Source organism: Paracoccus sp. KR1-242 (assembly GCF_049446195.1).
Taxonomy (GTDB): domain Bacteria; phylum Pseudomonadota; class Alphaproteobacteria; order Rhodobacterales; family Rhodobacteraceae; genus Paracoccus; species Paracoccus broussonetiae.
The window spans coordinates 94,513-112,583 of record NZ_JBMSED010000013.1; the positions used below are offsets into that span (position 1 = coordinate 94,513).

Below are 18,071 nucleotides of genomic sequence, written 5' to 3' on the forward strand. Positions count from 1 at the left end.
CTTGATCGAAGGATCAGCGGCCTTGCGGCCGGTGACCGCCTGTCAGGCCGGACGCAATTCCTGCATGTTGCGGAAGGCGTCCCAAGCCTCGTTCAGGGCGCGCGTCCTTGCCTCGGCCAGGCGGATCGCCTCGGGCGGCAGGCCGCGGGCGATGGCGCGGTCGGGATGGGATTCACGCACAAGATCCCGCCAGCGCTTGCGCGCCTCGGGCAATGGGGTGTCGGGGGCGATGCCCAGTACCTCGCACGAGGGGCAGCCCCGGCGACGGTCATAGCGCACGCGGATGGCGGCGACTTGCGCGGGCGCGAGGCCGAAGATCCGCGCGACCTCGTCGATGAAGATGATTTCGGCTTCATGCAGGTCGCCATCGGCGACCGCGATGATGAACAGCCCCTCGATCACGTCGGCAAGCACAGGATCACCCGGGCCAAACATTGCGGCAATACGCCGCGCCCAGGAATCGAAGCCGGCGACGTCCTGCCGTGCCAGATCAAAGACGCGGGCAGCATTCTTTTCCTCGGCCCGAGGGATGATGAAAACACGGCGGAATGCCGCGACCTCGGACCGGGCGACGGCGCCGTCTGCCTTGGCCAGCTTTGCGCCAAGCGCGATCACGGCGATGGTGAATGCCACCGACCTTTCCGGGGGAGATGCCGGACGGCGCGCCCCGACGATCGCCGCAAGGCGATCTGCGATCCGTTGCCAGAAGCTGCGGGGCTTCGGCAATTCGGGGCAGCTGCTGGGTTTGTCTTTCAATGCGGCGTCCATGGCATCAGCCTAGGCGGGGTCCGGGATCAAGTCCACTGACAATACTGCAACTTGCGGTGCTTCACCTGCGGCTTTCCAGCGCAGCTTTGGTGACAAGGACGACCAGCGCGATGACCGTCAGCGTCGACGCTGCGGCAAAGGCTCCGGTCGTGTTCAGGTCGTTGAACATAAGCTCGATCTGCAGCGGCAGGGTATTGGTCTGGCCCCGGATGGAGCCCGACACCACCGAGACTCCGCCGAATTCGCCCACCGCGCGCGCCGTGCACAGAACTGCGCCGTAAAGCAACGCCCAACGGATGTTGGGCAGGGTGACGCGGGAAAACACCTGCCAGCCGCGAGCGCCCAAGGTGACCGCCGCCTGTTCCTGTTCGGACCCCTGCGCCTGCATCAGCGGCAGAACCTCGCGCGCGACGAAAGGGGCGGTGACGAACATGGTGACCAGCAGGATGCCGGGCAGGGCGAACATGACCTTCAGGTCATGCGCGGCCAGCCAGGGGCCAAGCAGTCCCTGCCGCCCGTAAAGCAGCAGGTAGCAGATCCCCGCGATGATCGGAGAGATTGAGAACGGGATTTCGATCAATGTCAGCAGCAGCCGCCGCCCCGGAAACCGGAAGCGGGCGATCAGCCAGGCGGCGGCCATGCCGAAGGCGATATTGACCGGAACCACGATCACCGCGACCAGCGCCGTTAGCCCGATGGCATGAAGCGTCAACGGATCGCGGATATTCGCGATATAGGTTGCCCAGCCCTCGGCAAAGGCGCGCCAGAAGATGAAGGCCAGCGGCGCCACCACGAAGATCGCGGTCAAGACGAAGGCCAGCGCGATCAGCAGGCGCGGTGCGGTGCGGCTTTGGCTTGCGGGCATGGTCAGCGTCCGGGTGGTCATGACCCGACCTCCAGATGGCGGGCCGCGCGGAACTGCAGCAGATTCGACACGACAAGCAGCAGCAGGGCCAATGCCAGCAGCACAAGCGCGATCGCAGCCGCACCCTGATAGTCGTATTCCTCAAGCCGGATGAAGGCCAGCAAGGCCGCGATCTCGGTCTTGAAGGGCAGGTTTCCAGCGATAAAGACCACCGCGCCGAACTCGCCCAAGGACCGGGCGAAGGCGACCGTCGATCCGGCCAGCCAGGCGGGCAGGATCGCGGGCAGGATCACCCGGCGGAAGATCGCGAAGGGTCTTGCCCCCAGCGTCATCGCGGCTTGTTCCAGCGCCGGGTCAAGATCCTCCAGCACCGGTTGGATCGCGCGGACGACAAAAGGCGTCGAGGTGAAGGCCATCGCCAGCATCACACCGCCCAGCGTATAGACGACCTCGATCCCTGCTGAATGCAGGGTGCCTCCGAACCAGCCATTGGCGGAATAAAGCGCGGTCAGAGAGATGCCCGCGACGGCGGTGGGAAGGGCAAAGGGCACGTCCATCAGAGCGTCAAGGATACGTTTGCCGGGAAAGTCATAGCGCGTCAGCACCCATGCCATCAGCAGCCCGTAAAGTGCGTTGAACAGCGTCGCCACCGCCGCGGCGGTCACGGTGACGCGTAGCGCGGCCAGCGTGCGCGGGGCGGTGACGATGGACCAGAACTGCGCGGGTCCGATCTCGGCCCCCTTCAGGACCAACGCGACCACGGGCAGCATGATGACAAGCGCGACATAAAGCAGCGTCGTGCCGAGGCTCAGCGAGAACCCCGGCAGGACACGTTTCGCACGGATGGGCGCGCGCTGGCTCATCTGTTGACGAAGACCTTGTCCAGGATGCCGCCATCGGCCAGATGCTCGGCCTGGACCTTGTCCCAGCCGCCGAAGACCTCGTCCACCGTCACCAGCTTCACGTCGTCGAATTCGCCGGCGTGCTTGGCAAATACGTCCTTGTCGGTGACGCGATAGCTGTTCTCGGCCAGAGTCTCCTGCGCTTCGGGGGTGTAGAGCCAGTTCAGATATTCGGTCGAGACCTCAAGCGAGCCGTTCTTTTCCGCATTCTCGGTGACAAGCGCGATCGGGAAGGCGGCGAACAGGCTGAGCGAGGGAGTGACGACCTCATAACCCTGATCTGCATATTGCTTGGCGATGCCTTTGGTCTCGGCCTCGAAGGTGACCAGAACGTCGCCGATCTCGCGCTCGGCAAAGGTCTGGGTCGCGGCGCGCCCACCGGTGTCGAAGACCGGGACGTTGGCGAAGATCTTGCCGACGAATTCCTGTGCCTTTGCATCGTCGCCGCCATCCTGCGCCAGCGCATAGGCATAGGCCGCAAGATAGGTGTAGCGACCGTTGCCGCTGGTCTTGGGGTTCGGGAACACCGGCTTCACGTCCTCGCGCGCCAGGTCCGACCAATCCTTGATTCCCTTGGGGTTGCCCTTGCGCACCAGGAAGGACGGCAGCGAGTAATAGGGCGAGGCGCCGTTCGGGAATGCATCGCGCCAGTTTTCAGCGACCATGCCACCTTTGGCCAGCGCATCGATGTCGGTTTCCTGGTTGAAGGTCACCACGTCGGCCGGAAGCCCTTCAAGAATGGCGCGGGCCTGTTTCGAGGAACCGGCATGGCTTTGGTCGATGGTGACGTCGCGACCGCTTTTTTCCTTCCAATGCGCCTGGAATTCGGGGTTCAGCGCCTCGAACAGCTCGCGCGCGACGTCATAGCTGACGTTCAGGATCTTGTCCTGCGCGAGGGCGGGGGTTGTGCCCAGAAGCAGGGCCAGCGCGGCGATGCGAAGTTTCGGGATCATAGGGACTTCTCCTTGCGGGGGAATTCTTGTTGCCGGCTTTGCACCGGGACCGGCGCGCGCCGGTCGGAAAAGATCGCGCCCGCCTCGGGGCGCAGGTTGGCGCGGGTTCCGACCGCCAGCCCCTGCGCCTCGGGCGCGCGGCGAGGCAGGTCGACGTGAAGGGTCGCGGCATCGTCGCTCAACTCGATACGCAGGACTGCGCCATTGCTGGCGCAGCGGACCACCTGCCAGCGCCCGCCGGGATCGGCCACCGGGACGATTTCGGTCGGACGCAAGAACAGCGTTGCCGGACCGTCGGGCAGGGCGCGGCGGGGCAGGCGGCTGGTATCCAGCCCCAATGCCTCGGCCCGGCCGGAATGCATCTGCACGGACAATTCGATCGTCGCGCCCATGAAGCGGGCGACGAAAGGCGTGGCGGGATGGTCGTGGATCTGGTCGGCATCGCCGATCTGTTCGATCCGCCCATCGCCCATCACGACGACACGGTCGGCCAGTTCGAATGCCTCTTCCTGGTCATGGGTGACGAAGATCGTCGTCGACCCCGTTTCCTCATGGACGCGCCGCAGCCATGCGCGCAGATCGCGGCGCACGGCCGCGTCAAGCGCGCCGAAGGGCTCATCCAGAAGCAGCACCGTGGGTTCGATCGCCAGTGCGCGACCCAAGGCGACCCGCTGCCTTTGACCGCCCGATAGCTGGCCCGGAAATCGGTCGGCAAGATGCGCGATCTGCAGGAATTGCAGCAACTCGTCGACCCTTGCCGCAATGACCGCCTTGCCCGGGCGTTCCGCCCGCGGGCGGACGGTCAGGCCGAACGCGATGTTGTCGCGCACGCTCATATGGGGAAACAGAGCGTAATGCTGGAAGACAAAACCGATGCGGCGGTCCTGCGCGGCAAGGCCCAGCCAATCGCTGCCATTGACCACCAGCCCGCCTGCATTGGGCCATTCCAGCCCGGCGATGATTTTCAGAAGCGTGGTCTTGCCCGATCCGGAAGGTCCCAGCAGGGCGACAAGCTCGCCCGAGTCGACTGTCAGGTCGATCCCGCGCAGAACGGATGTTCCGCCGAAGCTTTTGGTCATGTTTTCTATGACGATCGACATGGCGCCTCCGAAATTCCGCCCAGAGGTAGCTTTGCCCTTTCAATGCGGCAAGCGGTGCGCCGTGCCCGACCGGTGTCGGGGGGCGAAGGAAGTTCCGGTCTGCGCGTCTTGGCGGATTGCTGTTCCTTGGCCAAGCGCGGGGCGCGGAAGTTCTTTCGTCCGGTTGCCGGGGTGGGCCGCGGATGTCCTTATTTTTTCGATATCTTTGGGTGGTGCTGCAACTGGCCCCTTCTGCCCGCGATCCGGCTTTGATAAGCCCGATTCAACAATGGGAGTCCGTCAGGATGAGTCAGACAAGCGATCGCGACCAGACCATGTGTCTTCGGCGGGAAAGCCCGCTGACCGAGGATCTGGAGCTGCTGTTCCAGCGCCATACGCGCGACATGCATGCCGACACGCCGCCGGAATCAATCCACATGATGCCGCGCGAGGCGCTGGTGCATCCGGAAATCGACTTCTTCGTCCTGCGCGAAGCGGGCCGCGCCATCGGCATGGGCGCGGTCAAGCGGATGAACGTGGATCATGGCGAAATCAAGTCCATGCATGTTCTGGATGAGGTGCGTGGTCGCGGCCTGGCCCGGCTTTTGCTGGACGAGTTGATCGGCCATGCGAGATCCGCCGGATTGACGCGGCTTAGCCTTGAGACCGGGACGCAGGCCAGTTTCCTGCCCGCGCGCAAGCTTTATGAGCGTGCCGGTTTTGTGGAATGCGGACCCTTCGGCGACTATCGGCTGGACCCGAACAGCGTCTACATGACCCTGACCCTGTCATCGGGCGAATGAAGTGTTGATTAAGGCGCCGGGCTTTGCCATGAAGCGCCCCGTGCGGACCCGTAGCTCAACTGGATAGAGCAGGGACCTTCTAAGTCCAAGGTTGAGGGTTCGAGCCCTTCCGGGTCCGCCAATAAATTCAATCGGTTATATTCATTTTTGGCTTTGGCGCGTTGTTGCGTGTCGTCAGTCTTGATTATGGCAATCGGGCAAGTGGCAAATCTGTCCGACGCAAATTGGACGGTATGTGACGCTCGTTCGGAAAGCTTGCCCGAATCCCTGAAATCTGCAACGAAATAGGGGGGTTAATCAGGAGGTCGGAATGAAGCGGATTATTGGAGTCGTTGCACTGGCCCTGCTTGCGGGAGCCTGCAGCGATACCAGCACTGCCACCAACGAGGACGGAACGCCGATGACGGCGCGTATGGTTGTCGCACCTGGGGATGGTGGCCACCAGATCACCATGACTTCGCGCAAGGGCTTTACCTGTACGGCCCTTTTCGACCAGAAGGCCTATGCCGCGTCCAAACAGCCAAGCATGGAGCTTCCCGTCACCTGCGACAATGGCGATCGGGGAACCGCGATCTACAGCAACGCCAACTATCGCCAGGAGGTATTCACCCCTGGCCAGACGCAAATCGCCTATCAGCTTGAGAGCGGCGCGAAAGGCTCGATCTCGTTCTGACAAGTGACATGCAAGACTTGCGAGGAGCGCTGCAATGGCGCTCCTTTGCGTTTGGCTTGAAGCGATTCCGCTGCACACTGTCCTTCCTCACGGCGATGGGTCGCCCGCGCCAATGACGGCCGAGGCGTTCGCCCCGCAAAGGGGCCCAGTGATCTGCTCGTTCAAAGAATTTATGCAATCCTGTGCAGTCGCGGCGGCCGCATCATCCGCTTGCGAAGACAGTCTTTCTTGAACGCATCCGTGACCCGGATCAAAGCGAATCCATGCGATTCCCGCTGAGTAATCCCGAAACCCGCATTTGAAAATCCTTATGTGGCCTGCCTGCCGGCAATGATCATTCGCCACCACCGGGCGATGGCTGCTTTATGGTTCCTTGCGATTTGAGCGAATTGATGCACACGAGTGCAATAATTTGTTGACAGCGCGCGATCCCGCCGCAATCCTGAATGCAAGGAGCGCCGCGGACATCACTGCATGTCGGGGCGCGGGCCGTGGGGACGGCCTGGAGGATTGATTAAGGGGGGATCGACTTGCAGGGAATTGCGAGCGCAGTTGTCCATGTCAGGACAATGCCGGGACACGCGCATGTATCCGGCTGATTCCGAAGTCGCCGCGTCACGTAGCGGCCGCCAGCTCCGCTATCGGCTGAAGCTCGCGCTGCGGGATCCGACCACATTGATCGGTATCCTGATGGCGGCGCTGTTTCTGTATCTGATCGTCGTGCCGATCCTGTCGATCCTGTCGGACGCGGCCACCGTACAGTTTGGCGATGAACGCCGGGTCAAGGGCGAGATGGGCAGCTTTACGCTGTACTACCTTCATCGCGCGTTTGCATCGCCGGTGGCGCATGACCTGTTCTGGCGACCGCTGATGAATACGCTGAAGGTCGGCTTCGGGGCGATCCTTGTTTCCGTGACGGTCGGGGGCATCCTGGCCTGGCTGATTGCGCGCACCGACCTGCTGGGGCGGCGCTGGTTCGCGACTGCGTTGATCGTTCCCTATATGCTGCCCGCCTGGACCTTTGCGCTGGCCTGGACCACGCTGTTCAAGAACCGCACCATCGGCGGCCAGCCGGGCTGGCTGGAAAGCATGGGCTTTTCGCCGCCGGACTGGCTGGCCTATGGACAGGTTCCGATCACGATCATCCTGGCACTGCATTACACGCCTTTCGTGATCCTGCTGTTCGGCTCGGCCCTGAAGCGCTTCGACAGCCAGCTTGAGGATTCGGCGCGGATCCTGGGCGCGTCGGGGCGAACCGTGGCCTGGCAGGTGATCCTGCCGCTGATGCGGCCCGCGCTGATGTCGGCCATCGTCCTGATCTTTGCGAAATGCCTTGGCGAGTTCGGTGTGCCCTATGTCCTTGGCCTGCCGGTCAAGTTCGACGTGCTGGCGACGTCGCTCTATCGCTCGATCGGGTCGCGTCAGACCGGGGTCGCCGGGGTTCTGGCGGGGGCGATTATGCTGATCGGGATGATCGCGATCCTGGTCGACGCCTATCTTGCGCGAGAGGCGCGGCGCTTCGTCACCGTCGGCTCGAAGGGTTCGATGAACCGTGTCTCGCAACTTCGGGGGTGGCGCCTGCCTGCCACGGGCTTTGCGGGGGCGATCTTCATGGTCTCGGTCTGCCTGCCGCTGCTGACGCTGGCGCTGTCCACGGTCATGCGCCAACCCGGCAACTTCGCCTGGTCAAACTTCACGCTGGATTTCTGGATCGGGCAGGATCTGCCGACTGTCGCCATGCGCACCGGCATCCTGTTCAGTCCCGACCTGTGGCAGGCGGCATGGAACACGATCTGGATCGTTGGCACTGCCTCGGTCTGCTCGGGTGTGCTGGGGATCCTGACGGGCTATGTCGTGGTCCGCACCACCTTCCGCCCGCTTGCGATCTTTCTGCGACAGGTGACGTTCATGCCTTATCTGGTGCCGGGGATCGCGTTTGCTGCGGCCTATCTGTCGCTGTTCGCGGTGGCACGCGGCCCGGTTCCGGCGCTTTACGGCACCTCGATCATCCTGATCCTCGCGCTGATGGCCGACCAGATGCCCTATGCGTCGCGCGCCGGGATCTCGGCGATGATGCAACTGGGCAAGGACCCCGAGGAGGCGGCCCAGGTTGTGGGCGCGGGCTGGTTCCGGCGCATGATCTGGGTCGTGATCCCGATCCAGAAGGGGTCTTTGGTCACGGGGGTGCTGCTGCCCTTCATCTCGGGGATCAAGGGGCTGTCGCTGTTCGTCATCCTTGCGGTGCCCGCGACCGACGTGCTGACCACCTTCTCGCTGCGGCTGGTCGATTACAACTATACCCAGGCGGCGAATGCGGTCGTGCTGATCATCGCGGGGCTCGCCTATGGCGGAACACTGCTGGCGCAGAAGTTGACCCGCACCAATCTTGCCGAAGGACTTGGAAACTGATGCCCGACATCATTCTCAGCAATGTGCAGAAATCATATGGTGGCAGCGGACCGAAGGCGGTCAGCGACCTGAACCTGCATATCGGCGACGGCGAATTCATGTGCCTGCTTGGTCCATCGGGCTGCGGCAAGACGACGACCTTGCGTATGATTGCGGGCTTGGAGCACCTGACCGGCGGCGACATCCGCATCGGCGAGCAGGTGATCGACAGCCCTGCGCAGGGCAAGTTCGTTGGCCCTGAAAAGCGCGGCATGGGGCTGGTGTTTCAGTCCTATGCATTATGGCCGCACCTGACGATCGAGCGGAACACGGATTTCGGCCTGCGCCTGCGGAAGGTGCCGCGGGCCGAGCGTGAAGAGCGCGTGGCCAAGGTCATGAAGGCGCTGGATATCGAGAAATACCGCGACCGCTATCCCAGCCAATTGTCGGGCGGCCAACAGCAGCGCGTGGCACTGGCGCGGATGCTGGCGGTGAATCCGCAAGTCCTGCTGCTGGACGAGCCGCTGTCCAACCTGGATGCGCGGCTGCGACTTGAAATGCGGGCCGAGCTGAAGCGGATCCATGCGGAATTTCACACCACCATCGTCTTCGTGACCCATGACCAGTGGGAGGCGATGACGCTGGCGACCTCGATCGGGGTCATGAACGAGGGCACCTTGCAGCAACTTGGCAAGCCCCATGATATCTATGACCGCCCGGCGAACCGCTTTGTCGCGGAATTCGTCGGCGGCCCGCCCATCAACATCATCGAGATGGGCGGCGGCCACGCGCTGGACCGCGCCGCGCAGGATTGGCTGCGCCCGCGCCTGGGTGATGCCGGGCAGGTCGGATCGGTCGGCCTGCGCCCCGAGGCGCTGATGCTTGCCTCGTCGGAAGGTGCCGTGCCGCAAGGCAGCTTCGCCCACATGGCCGAGGTGACGGGCATACTGCCCACCGGCGGCAGCTGGATCATCGAGCTGAAGGTCGAGGGTCGGGTGATCTTCCTGACGACTACCGCCTGCCCCACGCTGACCGGGGGCGAAACGGTCTGGCTTTATGCCCGGCCGACGGCGCTGCACGTGTTCGACAAGGATGGGCAACGGATGGGAGCCGCGGATGAAGCGCTGTCCCGTGCCGAAGGCGGGGTCCAGGTGGTGCGCAAGGCATGACGAGATCAAGGAAAGCCGGGATGAGACAGCAGGGCGCGCTTGCGCTGATGATCGCATTGGCAGCGGGTGCGGCCCAAGCGCAGGATTTCGATCTGCAGGCTTTGGTCACCGCGGCAAGGTCAGAGCCGCCGACCACGGTCTATGCCGTGACCGGCAAGATCGTCGACACCGTCGCTGCATTCAACGCGAAATACGGGCTGAACGTCACCGGCAAGAAGGTGAACGAGGCCGGTCAGGTGGACCTGCTGATCCGTGAACATCAGGCCGGGGCGGTGACTGGGTCAGTCTCGCTTGCGTCGGATGTGGCGGTGATCGCCTCGGACCTGATGTCGCGCGGAGTGGTCGAAAGCTGGGTGCCGCCGGATATTGCCCCGAACCTGACGGACTCGGCGCGCGATCCGCTGGTTGTGGTCAGTGATCCGCATGTATGGGCCTATAACGCCGAAGCGGGCGAGACCTGCCCGGTCCAGAACGTCTGGGAACTGACCGAGCCGGAATGGAGCCGGCGGGTCGCCATCATGGATCCGTTGGAGAAGCCCTTCTATGCCGATTGGTTCAACCAGTTGGCCGAACACCACGAAGCCGAGATGGCCGCGGCCTATCAGGCGCATTTCGGCAAGCCGTTCCAGGGCGAAAGCGCGGCCAAGGCCTGGGTCACGGCCTTCGCCGCCAACGGCCCGCTGGTTTCGGACAGTTCGGGCGTGGCGGATGCGATCGGCGCGCCGGGGCAGGAGAAACCCTTCTTCGGTATGCTCTCGACCGCGAAATTTCGGGACAACAAGGACAAGGGGTACAAGCTTGCGATCTGCGCGGGAATACAGCCGTTCACCGGTTGGCTCTATCCGGGCCTTGGCGTCATCGCCAAGAACACCCCCGCGCCGAACACTGCCCGGCTTTTTGTGCATTACCTGCTGACCGGTGAAGGAATTGCGGCCCAAAGCGTGGATGGCAAGGTTCCCGCCGATCCCCGCATCGGCCTGCCTGCGGCAGAGGCTTCGGGCGTTGGCGGGCACCTGGACGAGCTGATGATCTGGGACACGGCCAGTTCGGCCTCGGACCTGGACCGGCGGCAAGACTGGCAGGATCTCTGGATGACCGAGTTGAAGCGTTGAACGCGGCGGCCCCCGGCCGGGGAGGGCAGGGGTCCCGCCGACGATAAAGAGGGAGGACAAGAGGTGAAGACATTCCTGATTTCCGCTCTGGCCCTGACAGCGGGTCTGGGCGTCGGACCCGGCAGGGCGGCCGATTTCGATCTGAACGCCTTGATCGAGGCGGCCAAGGCCGAACCGCCGCTGACCGTCTATGACAGCACCGGCAAGATCACCGAGATGGCCGACGCTTTTGCGGCGAAATACGGGCTGCAAGCCACGGGAACCAAGACCAAGGCGACTGCACAACTGGAAACCATCATCCGCGAGGTGCAGTCGGGCAATGTCCAGACGGACGTGTCGTTCATCTCGGACGTGCCCGCCGCGATGGGGCAGCTTTTGCCGGGCGATTTCGCGGAAAGCTGGCTGCCGCCCGATCTGGCCGCCGACATCTCGCCCGAGGCGCAGAACCCGCTGCTGATCGTGTCCAGCCCGAACGTCCTGACCTATAATACGAAGCTGTTCGACAAATGCCCGATCACCAACATCTGGCAACTGACCGAACCGGAGTGGAAGGGCAAGGTCTCGATGCAGGATCCGCTGGGGAAGCCGTCCTATACGGATTGGTTCAACCAGATGCGCAGCCATGCCGACGACCGGATCGCCGCCGCCTATGAGGCGAAATACGGTAAAAAGCTGGACGCCGCAGCCGCCAGCGCGACCGAAGCCTTTGTTGCCGCGCTGGCCGCGAACGGGCCGCTGCTGACCGATTCCGACAGCGCCGCGGCCGAGGCCGTCGCTGCGCCGGGGCAGACCCAGCCGTTTGTCGGGCTCGTCTCGGCTGCGAAGTTCCGCGACAATGACGGGGCGGGCTTTACGCTGGGCCTGTGCGACGGCGTGGACCCGATCATCGGCTTTTCCAATGCGACGGTGGGGCTGATCGTCAAGGGCACCGACAGCCCGAATGCTGCGAAGCTGTTCGTCCATTACGCCATGACGGCCGAGGGGATCGCCCCGCAGGCCGAGGATGGCAAGCTTTCCTCGAACAAGACCGTGGGACTGCCTGCCGATGAGCCCTCTGGCGTGGGCGCGCATCTGGACGAGGTGCTGCCCTATGACCCCTCGACCGGGGTCGAGGATTGGGACACGCGGCAGGATTGGCAAGACCTGTGGCGCCTGAACTATAAACGGTAAGGGGATAGAATATGACGATAATTCGGATTTCGATTGTCGCGGCCCTGCTGGCGACGCCCGTGCTGGGGCAGGAGTTCAACCTTGATGCGCTGATCAAGGCGGCCAAGGCCGAACCGCCGATCACCATCTATGACAGCACCGGCAAGATCGTCGACATGGCAGAGGCCTTCACCGCGAAATACGGGGTGCAGGCCACCGGGCAGAAGGTCAGCGCCAACAGCCAGCTTGAGATGCTGATCCGAGAGGCGCAGGCTGGAAATGTGCAGGGCGATGTCGCGCTTCTGACCGATACGCCCGCTGCCATCGCGCAGCTTCTGCCGACCGGGGTGCTGGAAAGCTGGGTGCCGCCCGATCTTGAGGAGACTATCCCCGCGCGCTATCGCAATCCTCTTGCGATTTCGACCAATGCCAATGTCTGGGCGTATAATACCGGGAAATACCCGGAATGCCCTGTCACCAACATCTGGCAACTGACCGAGCCGGAATGGAAGGGCAAGGTCGCCCTGATCGATCCGCTGACCAAGGGGACCTATACGGACTGGTTCAACCAGATGGCGACCTATGGGGACGAGCCGCTGCGCGCCGCCTATCAGGCGCAATATGGCAAGCCGCTGGAAAGCGACCAACCCTCGGCCGCGGCGGCGTGGCTGGCGGCAATGGGGGCGAACGCGCCGCTGATGGCCGATGGCGACGACCGGATATCGGAAGCGGTGGGTGCCGCGGGGCAGGAGGCGCCTTTCATGGGCCTGCTGAGTTCCGCCAAGTTCCGCGACAACGCGGACAAGGGCTATCAGCTTGGGCTTTGCGCGGGCATGGATCCCTGGCCGGGCTGGACCTATACTAAGCTGGGCCTGATCGCGTCGGGCACAGACAGCCCGAACGCGGCCCGGTTGTTCATCCATTATATCCTGACCGAAGAAGGCATCCTGCCGCAGATGCGGGACGGCAAGATGCCGACCAGCACCGCGATCAAGCTGCCCGAGGACGAGCCTTCCGGCCTGGCAGATCATGCCGAGGCGCTTTTCGCCTATGACGCCAGTTCGGGGCTGGACGATTGGGACCGGCGACAGGACTGGCAGGATTTCTGGCGCGTCCATTACACGCGCTGACCCCTTATGCGCAGCTCGGGGCGCGCAAGCGGCCCGCCTTACTCTCGACAGGATGCAAGATGACCGACCAGATCCTTCGCACCGCCATTGCCGCCGCGCGCCTGCCAGGGCCGGACCTTCTGGCCGCCTTTCGCGGCGACATGCGTGTCGATTTCAAACGCGACCGCCACGACCTGGTGACGGAGCATGACCGCCGCGCCGAGGTGATGATCCGCGATCTGATCTTTCGCGAGGTGCCCGATTCCACGTTCATCGGTGAGGAAGGCGGCTCGACCGGGACGGGCAGGGTTGGGTGGTTCGTTGATCCGATCGACGGTACCTCGAACTTCGCCAGCGGCATCGCGTTCTGGTGCGTCTCGGTTGGTGCGGTGGTTGGCGGCAAGGTGGTTGCCGGGGCGATCTTTGACCCGGTGGCCGACAACCTGTTCTGCGCCTCGGCCGAAGGGGCGTGGCTAAATGGCAAGCCGCTGCGCTCTGCCGGGGCTGCCGCTGAAGAAAACGCGACACTGGTCTGCGGCTATCCTGTGACGCGGGATTTCAGGCTGGATGGAAAGGATCTGTCCCTGCAACGCTTTGGCCGCATGGTCGAGACCGTGGCGACCTTGCGCAGGCCCGGCAGTGCTGCGCTGTCATTGGCCCATGTCGCGGCGGGCTGGGTTGATGTCGCCATGGGGTTCGGAGCAAATCCCTGGGACGTCACCGCTGGAATGCTGATCGTCGAGCAGGCGGGCGGGCGATACCTGCCCTATGCCCTGGGCAAATGCCCGGCCGGCGCACCCGCCCATCACCATCCCGGGTATCTCGCGCTGCGGGGCGGGGCGGATTATCCGACGCTGCAGGGGATCGCGCGGGAGATCTCGCGGCAGCGGGAAGATGAGGCGGTGGCGCGGCAAGCCTAAGGGTATGAACCCGCGCCGCGCCAGCATTCCGATTTTGATTGCACTGCTGTGCAAAACTGGACATGACGATGTCAGCGAAGGATGTACGCATGACACTTGACACCGAAGCAATCGACCGCCGCGAGGCGTTCCTGATGGACCTTGTCCGAACCGCGGGGGCGCTGGCGCAAGAGGGGTTCTCGCAGCAATCCGGGCGGCCCATCGGGATGAAGGGGCCGCAGGACTACCTGACCGAGACCGATGGTCGGGTCGAGGCGCATATCCGCGGTCGGATCGCCGAAGCCTTTCCCGAGGATGGCTTTTTGGGCGAGGAAACGGGCGGCAAGCCCGGCAGTCAGGCCTGGGTCGTGGACCCGATCGACGGGACAGCGAATTTCGCCCGCGTCATCCCGCATTTCTGCATCTCGATCGCCTTCGTCGCAAATGACCAGGTGCAATTGGGGGCGATCGCGAACCCGGTGCTGGGCGAGGTCTATTTCGCGCGCCTTGGGGGCGGGGCGCAGATGAACGGCAAGCCGATCCGCGTTTCCGCAACGGCCGACATCACGGGCACATCCTTCGAGATGGGCTGGTCGAACAGACGTCCGACCTCGGACTATATTGCGGCGGTGTCGGCGCTGTTCGATGCGGGCAGCAATGTGCGCCGTGCGGCCTGCGGGGCGCTGGGACTGGCCTATGTCGCCGATGGCCGCAGCGAGGGCTATGCTGAATTGCACATGAATTCATGGGATTGCCTTGCCGGACTGCTGCTTGTGCGCGAAGCGGGCGGCGTCACCGGCCCGTTCCTGTCCTTGGGTGGGCTGACGCAAGGGGCGCCAGTACTTGCCGCCAATCCCCATGTCGGCGGCATCCTGTCCCATGCGACGGGCATTCCCCTGCTGGCAGGGCCCGATCTGCTGGCGCAAGGCGATGACAAACTGCTGAGGACCGCATGAAACCCACTGCACGCTATGACCGCCCGCCGATCAGCCCGGTTTATGAGAACCTGCCGGGCTATGGTGTCGATCTTTATGTTGGCGGGCGCGAAGGGGCCTCGGACGTACCACTTCTGCGCGCGAACGGCATCAGCACAGTGCTGAATTGCGCGGTCAACCTGGACTTCAACTATGTCGCGACCCCCGACGAGGTGTCGCATGACAGCCGCGTCGGATACGGCCCGGCGCTGATCCGCTATTATAAGCTGGGGATTGTGGACGGGCCGGGCAATCCCGATACGATGATGCTGGCGGGCTATTACCAGTTGCGCGGTGCGCTGGAGCAGGTGATGCCCGAAAAGGCCAGCTACCCGTTGCGCGAACGCGGCAACGTTCTGGTGAACTGCCGGGCGGGGCGCTCGCGCTCGGTCGTCCTGGCGGCGCTGTTCCTGCACCTGCATCTGCCGGCCGAGTTTCCGACCCTTGCCGCCGCGATCGACCATGTCCGCGTCAGGCGGGATCTGCATCCTGACGAGTGGCACGAGACGCCCAAGCCGATGCTGATTGCGGCGGCCGAACGCACCGCCCACTGGGTAGGACTGGTCGAGGCCGCGCGCGCCAAGGAAGAGATCCCGGCGTGATCCGTATCGCGGTCATTGCCGACCCGCATGTGCACGATTGTGGCTGGGCCCCATCCGGAACACGGCTTGGCGGCGCCATTCGCAGCTTTGGCGACACCGCAGCCTCGACCCGTGTCTTCAACGAAAGCCTGCCCGCCTTTCGCGCCGCGCTGGAACGCGCGGTGGCCGAGGGGGCAGGGCTTGTCCTGCTGGTGGGCGACCTGACCGATGACGGGCAGGCGCCGAACATCGCGGCGGCGCTGTCGCTGATCGGGGGATTCAGGCAGCACCACGGGCTTCGCGTGCTGGCGACCCCTGGAAACCACGATCTTTTCGCGATCAGTGGACGCCCGCAGGACAAGACCTTTTTGGCGGTGGACGGAGCGCCCGTGCTGTTGCGTAGCGCGGATTGCCCCGAGGCCGCGACGCTAGGCACCCATGACGCACTGGGTCTTATGCAGGGCTTGGGCTATCGCCCCGAACCCGCGGACCTGCACTGGGAATGTCCATTTGGCACCGATCCTTCCTGGCAGGCGCGGGAATATCCTGTCTCCAGTCCGGATGGCCGCGTGACTGTGCGGATGATCGACGCCTCTTACCTGATTGAGCCGGTCGAGGGGCTTTGGGTCCTGTCGATCGACAGCAATGTCTGCGCGCCGCGGAATGGGGTGACCGACATGGCCGACGCGGCCAGTTTCCGCGATCCGACCGGAGCGGGCTGGCCCGCTGTCCTGCGCCATCGCGCGCATCTGCTGCCCTGGATGCGCGATGTCGCCGCGCGGGCGGCACGGCTCGGCAAGCAATTGGTCGCGTTTTCGCATTACCCGGTGCTGGACGTTTTGGCCGGCACCGGAGAGGACGAGATGCGGGCCTTTGGCCCGACCGGACTGGCCCGCCGCGTGCCACCGCCCGAAGTTGCCATCAGCTTCGCCTCGACCGGCGTGCCGCTGCATTTCTCGGGACACCTGCATGTCAACGACACCGCGCGCCATATCGGGCAGGGGCAGGGGTTCTTCAACATCTCCGTGCCCAGTCCGGTCGGGTTCTGCCCGGCGATGAAGATTGCAGATCTTGACGGCGCGCAGGTCAGGATCCGCAGTTTGCCTTTGGTCGAGGTGCCGGGTCATGACCTGGCCTTTGCCGCCTATCGGGCCGAGGCGGGACTGGCCGGGCATCCGGCACCGCCCGCATCCTGCGCACCCGATCACGGCAGCTTTCTTGACCGCCATCTGGTCGAACTGGTCCACGGCCGCTATCTGCCGCGCGAATGGAAGACGGACATGGCAGAGTTCGTGTCGAACCGCCGCATCCCCGACCTTATGACGCTGCTGGGGCTTTCATTGGGGCAGGTGCCGGATTTCAGCCTGCGCCATCTGGTCGAGGACTGGTATCGCCTGCGCAAGGGCGGCACGCTGGGCATGGCCTATGTCGCGCCGGACCGGTTGGAGTTCTATCGCCATCTTTGCGCCAATCTGCCCGAGTTTGCAGATGACGGCCTTTCAGGGCGGCTGGTCGCCTTTCTGCGGATCATGCGCGGTTATCTGGGTCGGCTTCCGAATGGAGATTTCACGCTGGATTTGCGCGATCTTTCGATCAGCGGGAATTGAAGGTCAGGGGCGCACGGTCCTGCGCCAGACGACGCGCGCCGGGAAATGCATTTGCGCGGGGCCGCCGTCTTCGTCTTCAAGCATTCCGGCGATGTGGTCCGCGATCTCGGCGATGGGTTGGCGGAAGGTGGTTAGGTCATAGCCAAGCCAGCCTGCCGCAGCGATGTCGTCAAAGCCCATGACGCACAGATCCTCGGGGATGCGCAGGCGGAATTCGATCCGGGCGGCGTCAAGAAAGCCAAGTGCCAGCAGGTCGGTCACGCAAAAGACCCCGTCCGGCCGGTTCGCGCCTGCAAGCAGCTGGCGCGCGCTTTCCGCCCCCGAGGCATAGCCGGTCGGCCCGGCGCGGTTTACCAGAACCTCGATTCCCGCGGCCTGCGCCGCGTCGACGAAGGCGGTCTCTCGCGCGACGATGCTGGGCGTGCCCGCGGTCGAGCTGACCACCGCCAGCCGCGTGCAACCGGCGCGGCGCAGGATGAAACAGGCCTCGGTCGCCGCGGCCTCGTTCTCGATCATGACGAATTGCGGGCCTTCGATCGCATCGTTGCGGTTGATCAGGATGACGCGCTGGCCATTCTCGATACAGGTTTCGACAAGGGATCGCGGCGGCGCGCCCGAAACGACAACGGTCGCTTCGGCGCGATAATTCAGCGTCTGGCGCAGGGCGGCCTCGACATTCGCAGGCTTGCCGGCCGTGTTCAGGACCATGACCACCTTGCCCTTGTCCTGCAGGCTGCGGGTCGCGGCCTCGACAAAGCTTGCCTGAAAGGGGGTCTGCATCTCGGCCACGATCAGGCAGACGATGCCCGAGCGGTGGTGGATCAGGCCGCGCGCAAGATGGTTGACGTGGTAGCCCAGCTTTTCGGCCGCAGCCAGCACCTTGGCCCGTGTCTCGGGCGAGACGCTGGCGCCGTCAGTGAAGGTGCGCGACACGGCCGAACGAGACACGCCCGCGACCTCGGCCACCTTGCTGGCGCTGACCGAGGACTTCTTGGGTCTGAGCTTTGCTTTCGCCACGGTCACCTCATATCGCGGTCCTG

The 18,071-nt window shown here is 64.1% G+C and carries 17 protein-coding genes and 1 tRNA gene; 12 read left to right on the top strand and 6 right to left on the bottom strand.

Going from position 1 to position 18,071, the window contains the following annotated elements; translation table 11 throughout:
• Positions 1–42: 42 nt before the first annotated feature.
• The 5 genes from ACO2Q4_RS19110 to ACO2Q4_RS19130 all read right to left on the bottom strand — a co-directional run bounded on the left by ACO2Q4_RS19110 (position 43) and on the right by ACO2Q4_RS19130 (position 4,588).
• Positions 43–768: a TerB family tellurite resistance protein gene (locus tag ACO2Q4_RS19110; protein ID WP_311760894.1), complete on the bottom strand. Its 726-nt coding sequence runs from the start codon at positions 766–768 to the stop codon at positions 43–45.
• Positions 769–829: 61 nt separating this feature from the next.
• Complete coding sequence (gene cysW / locus ACO2Q4_RS19115) at positions 830–1,654, bottom strand: sulfate ABC transporter permease subunit CysW (protein WP_395135210.1); 825 nt, start codon at positions 1,652–1,654, stop codon at positions 830–832.
• The gene (gene cysT / locus ACO2Q4_RS19120) at positions 1,651–2,496 is read right to left on the bottom strand and encodes a sulfate ABC transporter permease subunit CysT (protein ID WP_311760892.1); all 846 of its coding nucleotides are present in this window, start codon (positions 2,494–2,496) and stop codon (positions 1,651–1,653) included. The genes cysW and cysT overlap by 4 nt, the downstream gene beginning before the upstream one ends.
• A complete protein-coding gene (locus ACO2Q4_RS19125) occupies positions 2,493–3,488 on the bottom strand; it encodes a sulfate ABC transporter substrate-binding protein (protein WP_423321184.1) in 996 nt (331 codons plus the stop codon). Before ACO2Q4_RS19125 ends, cysT begins: the two co-directional genes overlap by 4 nt.
• Positions 3,485–4,588 carry a sulfate/molybdate ABC transporter ATP-binding protein gene (locus ACO2Q4_RS19130; RefSeq protein WP_423321186.1) on the bottom strand — a complete coding sequence of 368 codons (1,104 nt, stop codon included), beginning with the start codon at positions 4,586–4,588 and terminating at the stop codon, positions 3,485–3,487. Before ACO2Q4_RS19130 ends, ACO2Q4_RS19125 begins: the two co-directional genes overlap by 4 nt.
• A 284-nt stretch (positions 4,589–4,872) precedes the next feature.
• Here ACO2Q4_RS19130 and ACO2Q4_RS19135 point away from each other — a divergent pair, with 284 nt between their 5' ends.
• From ACO2Q4_RS19135 to ACO2Q4_RS19190, 12 genes are all read left to right on the top strand, one after another.
• A complete protein-coding gene (locus tag ACO2Q4_RS19135; RefSeq protein ID WP_423321188.1) occupies positions 4,873–5,370 on the top strand; it encodes a GNAT family N-acetyltransferase in 498 nt (165 codons plus the stop codon).
• A 44-nt stretch (positions 5,371–5,414) separates the two neighbouring features.
• Positions 5,415–5,491: transfer RNA gene (locus ACO2Q4_RS19140), tRNA-Arg, on the top strand.
• Positions 5,492–5,680: 189 nt separating this feature from the next.
• Positions 5,681–6,043 (top strand): hypothetical protein, encoded by a 363-nt coding sequence (locus ACO2Q4_RS19145; RefSeq protein ID WP_423321190.1) that lies wholly within the window; start codon positions 5,681–5,683, stop codon positions 6,041–6,043.
• Between the two features lie 585 nt (positions 6,044–6,628).
• Positions 6,629–8,452 carry an ABC transporter permease gene (locus ACO2Q4_RS19150; protein WP_423321192.1) on the top strand — a complete coding sequence of 608 codons (1,824 nt, stop codon included), beginning with the start codon at positions 6,629–6,631 and terminating at the stop codon, positions 8,450–8,452.
• The gene (locus tag ACO2Q4_RS19155) at positions 8,452–9,600 is read left to right on the top strand and encodes an ABC transporter ATP-binding protein (RefSeq protein WP_423321194.1); all 1,149 of its coding nucleotides are present in this window, start codon (positions 8,452–8,454) and stop codon (positions 9,598–9,600) included. The genes ACO2Q4_RS19150 and ACO2Q4_RS19155 overlap by 1 nt, the downstream gene beginning before the upstream one ends.
• 20 nt (positions 9,601–9,620) lie before the next feature.
• Positions 9,621–10,712 carry an ABC transporter substrate-binding protein gene (locus ACO2Q4_RS19160; protein ID WP_423321196.1) on the top strand — a complete coding sequence of 364 codons (1,092 nt, stop codon included), beginning with the start codon at positions 9,621–9,623 and terminating at the stop codon, positions 10,710–10,712.
• A gap of 63 nt (positions 10,713–10,775) precedes the next feature.
• The gene (locus ACO2Q4_RS19165; protein ID WP_423321198.1) at positions 10,776–11,882 is read left to right on the top strand and encodes an ABC transporter substrate-binding protein; all 1,107 of its coding nucleotides are present in this window, start codon (positions 10,776–10,778) and stop codon (positions 11,880–11,882) included.
• An 11-nt stretch (positions 11,883–11,893) separates the two neighbouring features.
• Positions 11,894–12,991: an ABC transporter substrate-binding protein gene (locus ACO2Q4_RS19170; protein ID WP_423321200.1), complete on the top strand. Its 1,098-nt coding sequence runs from the start codon at positions 11,894–11,896 to the stop codon at positions 12,989–12,991.
• A 59-nt stretch (positions 12,992–13,050) separates the two neighbouring features.
• Positions 13,051–13,890 carry an inositol monophosphatase family protein gene (locus tag ACO2Q4_RS19175; protein ID WP_423321202.1) on the top strand — a complete coding sequence of 280 codons (840 nt, stop codon included), beginning with the start codon at positions 13,051–13,053 and terminating at the stop codon, positions 13,888–13,890.
• An 89-nt stretch (positions 13,891–13,979) separates the two neighbouring features.
• Complete coding sequence (locus ACO2Q4_RS19180; protein ID WP_423321204.1) at positions 13,980–14,825, top strand: inositol monophosphatase family protein; 846 nt, start codon at positions 13,980–13,982, stop codon at positions 14,823–14,825.
• Complete coding sequence (locus ACO2Q4_RS19185) at positions 14,822–15,445, top strand: dual specificity protein phosphatase family protein (RefSeq protein ID WP_423321205.1); 624 nt, start codon at positions 14,822–14,824, stop codon at positions 15,443–15,445. The genes ACO2Q4_RS19180 and ACO2Q4_RS19185 overlap by 4 nt, the downstream gene beginning before the upstream one ends.
• The gene (locus ACO2Q4_RS19190; RefSeq protein WP_423321207.1) at positions 15,442–17,031 is read left to right on the top strand and encodes a metallophosphoesterase family protein; all 1,590 of its coding nucleotides are present in this window, start codon (positions 15,442–15,444) and stop codon (positions 17,029–17,031) included. The genes ACO2Q4_RS19185 and ACO2Q4_RS19190 overlap by 4 nt, the downstream gene beginning before the upstream one ends.
• 3 nt (positions 17,032–17,034) lie before the next feature.
• Here ACO2Q4_RS19190 and ACO2Q4_RS19195 read toward each other — a convergent pair whose 3' ends face one another.
• Complete coding sequence (locus ACO2Q4_RS19195) at positions 17,035–18,048, bottom strand: substrate-binding domain-containing protein (protein WP_311760878.1); 1,014 nt, start codon at positions 18,046–18,048, stop codon at positions 17,035–17,037.
• Between the last annotated feature and the right edge of the window lie 23 nt (positions 18,049–18,071).

Excerpts from the sequence above, each read along its gene's own strand:
- cysW (WP_395135210.1), bottom strand. The coding sequence starts at position 1,654 with ATGACCACCCGGACGCTGACCATGCCCGCAAGCCAAAGCCGCACCGCA.
- ACO2Q4_RS19185 (WP_423321205.1), top strand. The coding sequence starts at position 14,822 with ATGAAACCCACTGCACGCTATGACCGCCCGCCGATCAGCCCGGTTTAT.
- ACO2Q4_RS19145 (WP_423321190.1), top strand. The coding sequence starts at position 5,681 with ATGAAGCGGATTATTGGAGTCGTTGCACTGGCCCTGCTTGCGGGAGCC.
- ACO2Q4_RS19170 (WP_423321200.1), top strand. The coding sequence starts at position 11,894 with ATGACGATAATTCGGATTTCGATTGTCGCGGCCCTGCTGGCGACGCCC.
- ACO2Q4_RS19130 (WP_423321186.1), bottom strand. The coding sequence starts at position 4,588 with ATGTCGATCGTCATAGAAAACATGACCAAAAGCTTCGGCGGAACATCC.
- ACO2Q4_RS19150 (WP_423321192.1), top strand. The coding sequence starts at position 6,629 with ATGTATCCGGCTGATTCCGAAGTCGCCGCGTCACGTAGCGGCCGCCAG.
- ACO2Q4_RS19155 (WP_423321194.1), top strand. The coding sequence starts at position 8,452 with ATGCCCGACATCATTCTCAGCAATGTGCAGAAATCATATGGTGGCAGC.
- ACO2Q4_RS19135 (WP_423321188.1), top strand. The coding sequence starts at position 4,873 with ATGAGTCAGACAAGCGATCGCGACCAGACCATGTGTCTTCGGCGGGAA.
- cysT (WP_311760892.1), bottom strand. The coding sequence starts at position 2,496 with ATGAGCCAGCGCGCGCCCATCCGTGCGAAACGTGTCCTGCCGGGGTTC.
- ACO2Q4_RS19180 (WP_423321204.1), top strand. The coding sequence starts at position 13,980 with ATGACACTTGACACCGAAGCAATCGACCGCCGCGAGGCGTTCCTGATG.
- ACO2Q4_RS19175 (WP_423321202.1), top strand. The coding sequence starts at position 13,051 with ATGACCGACCAGATCCTTCGCACCGCCATTGCCGCCGCGCGCCTGCCA.
- ACO2Q4_RS19125 (WP_423321184.1), bottom strand. The coding sequence starts at position 3,488 with ATGATCCCGAAACTTCGCATCGCCGCGCTGGCCCTGCTTCTGGGCACA.
- ACO2Q4_RS19160 (WP_423321196.1), top strand. The coding sequence starts at position 9,621 with ATGAGACAGCAGGGCGCGCTTGCGCTGATGATCGCATTGGCAGCGGGT.
- ACO2Q4_RS19110 (WP_311760894.1), bottom strand. The coding sequence starts at position 768 with ATGGACGCCGCATTGAAAGACAAACCCAGCAGCTGCCCCGAATTGCCG.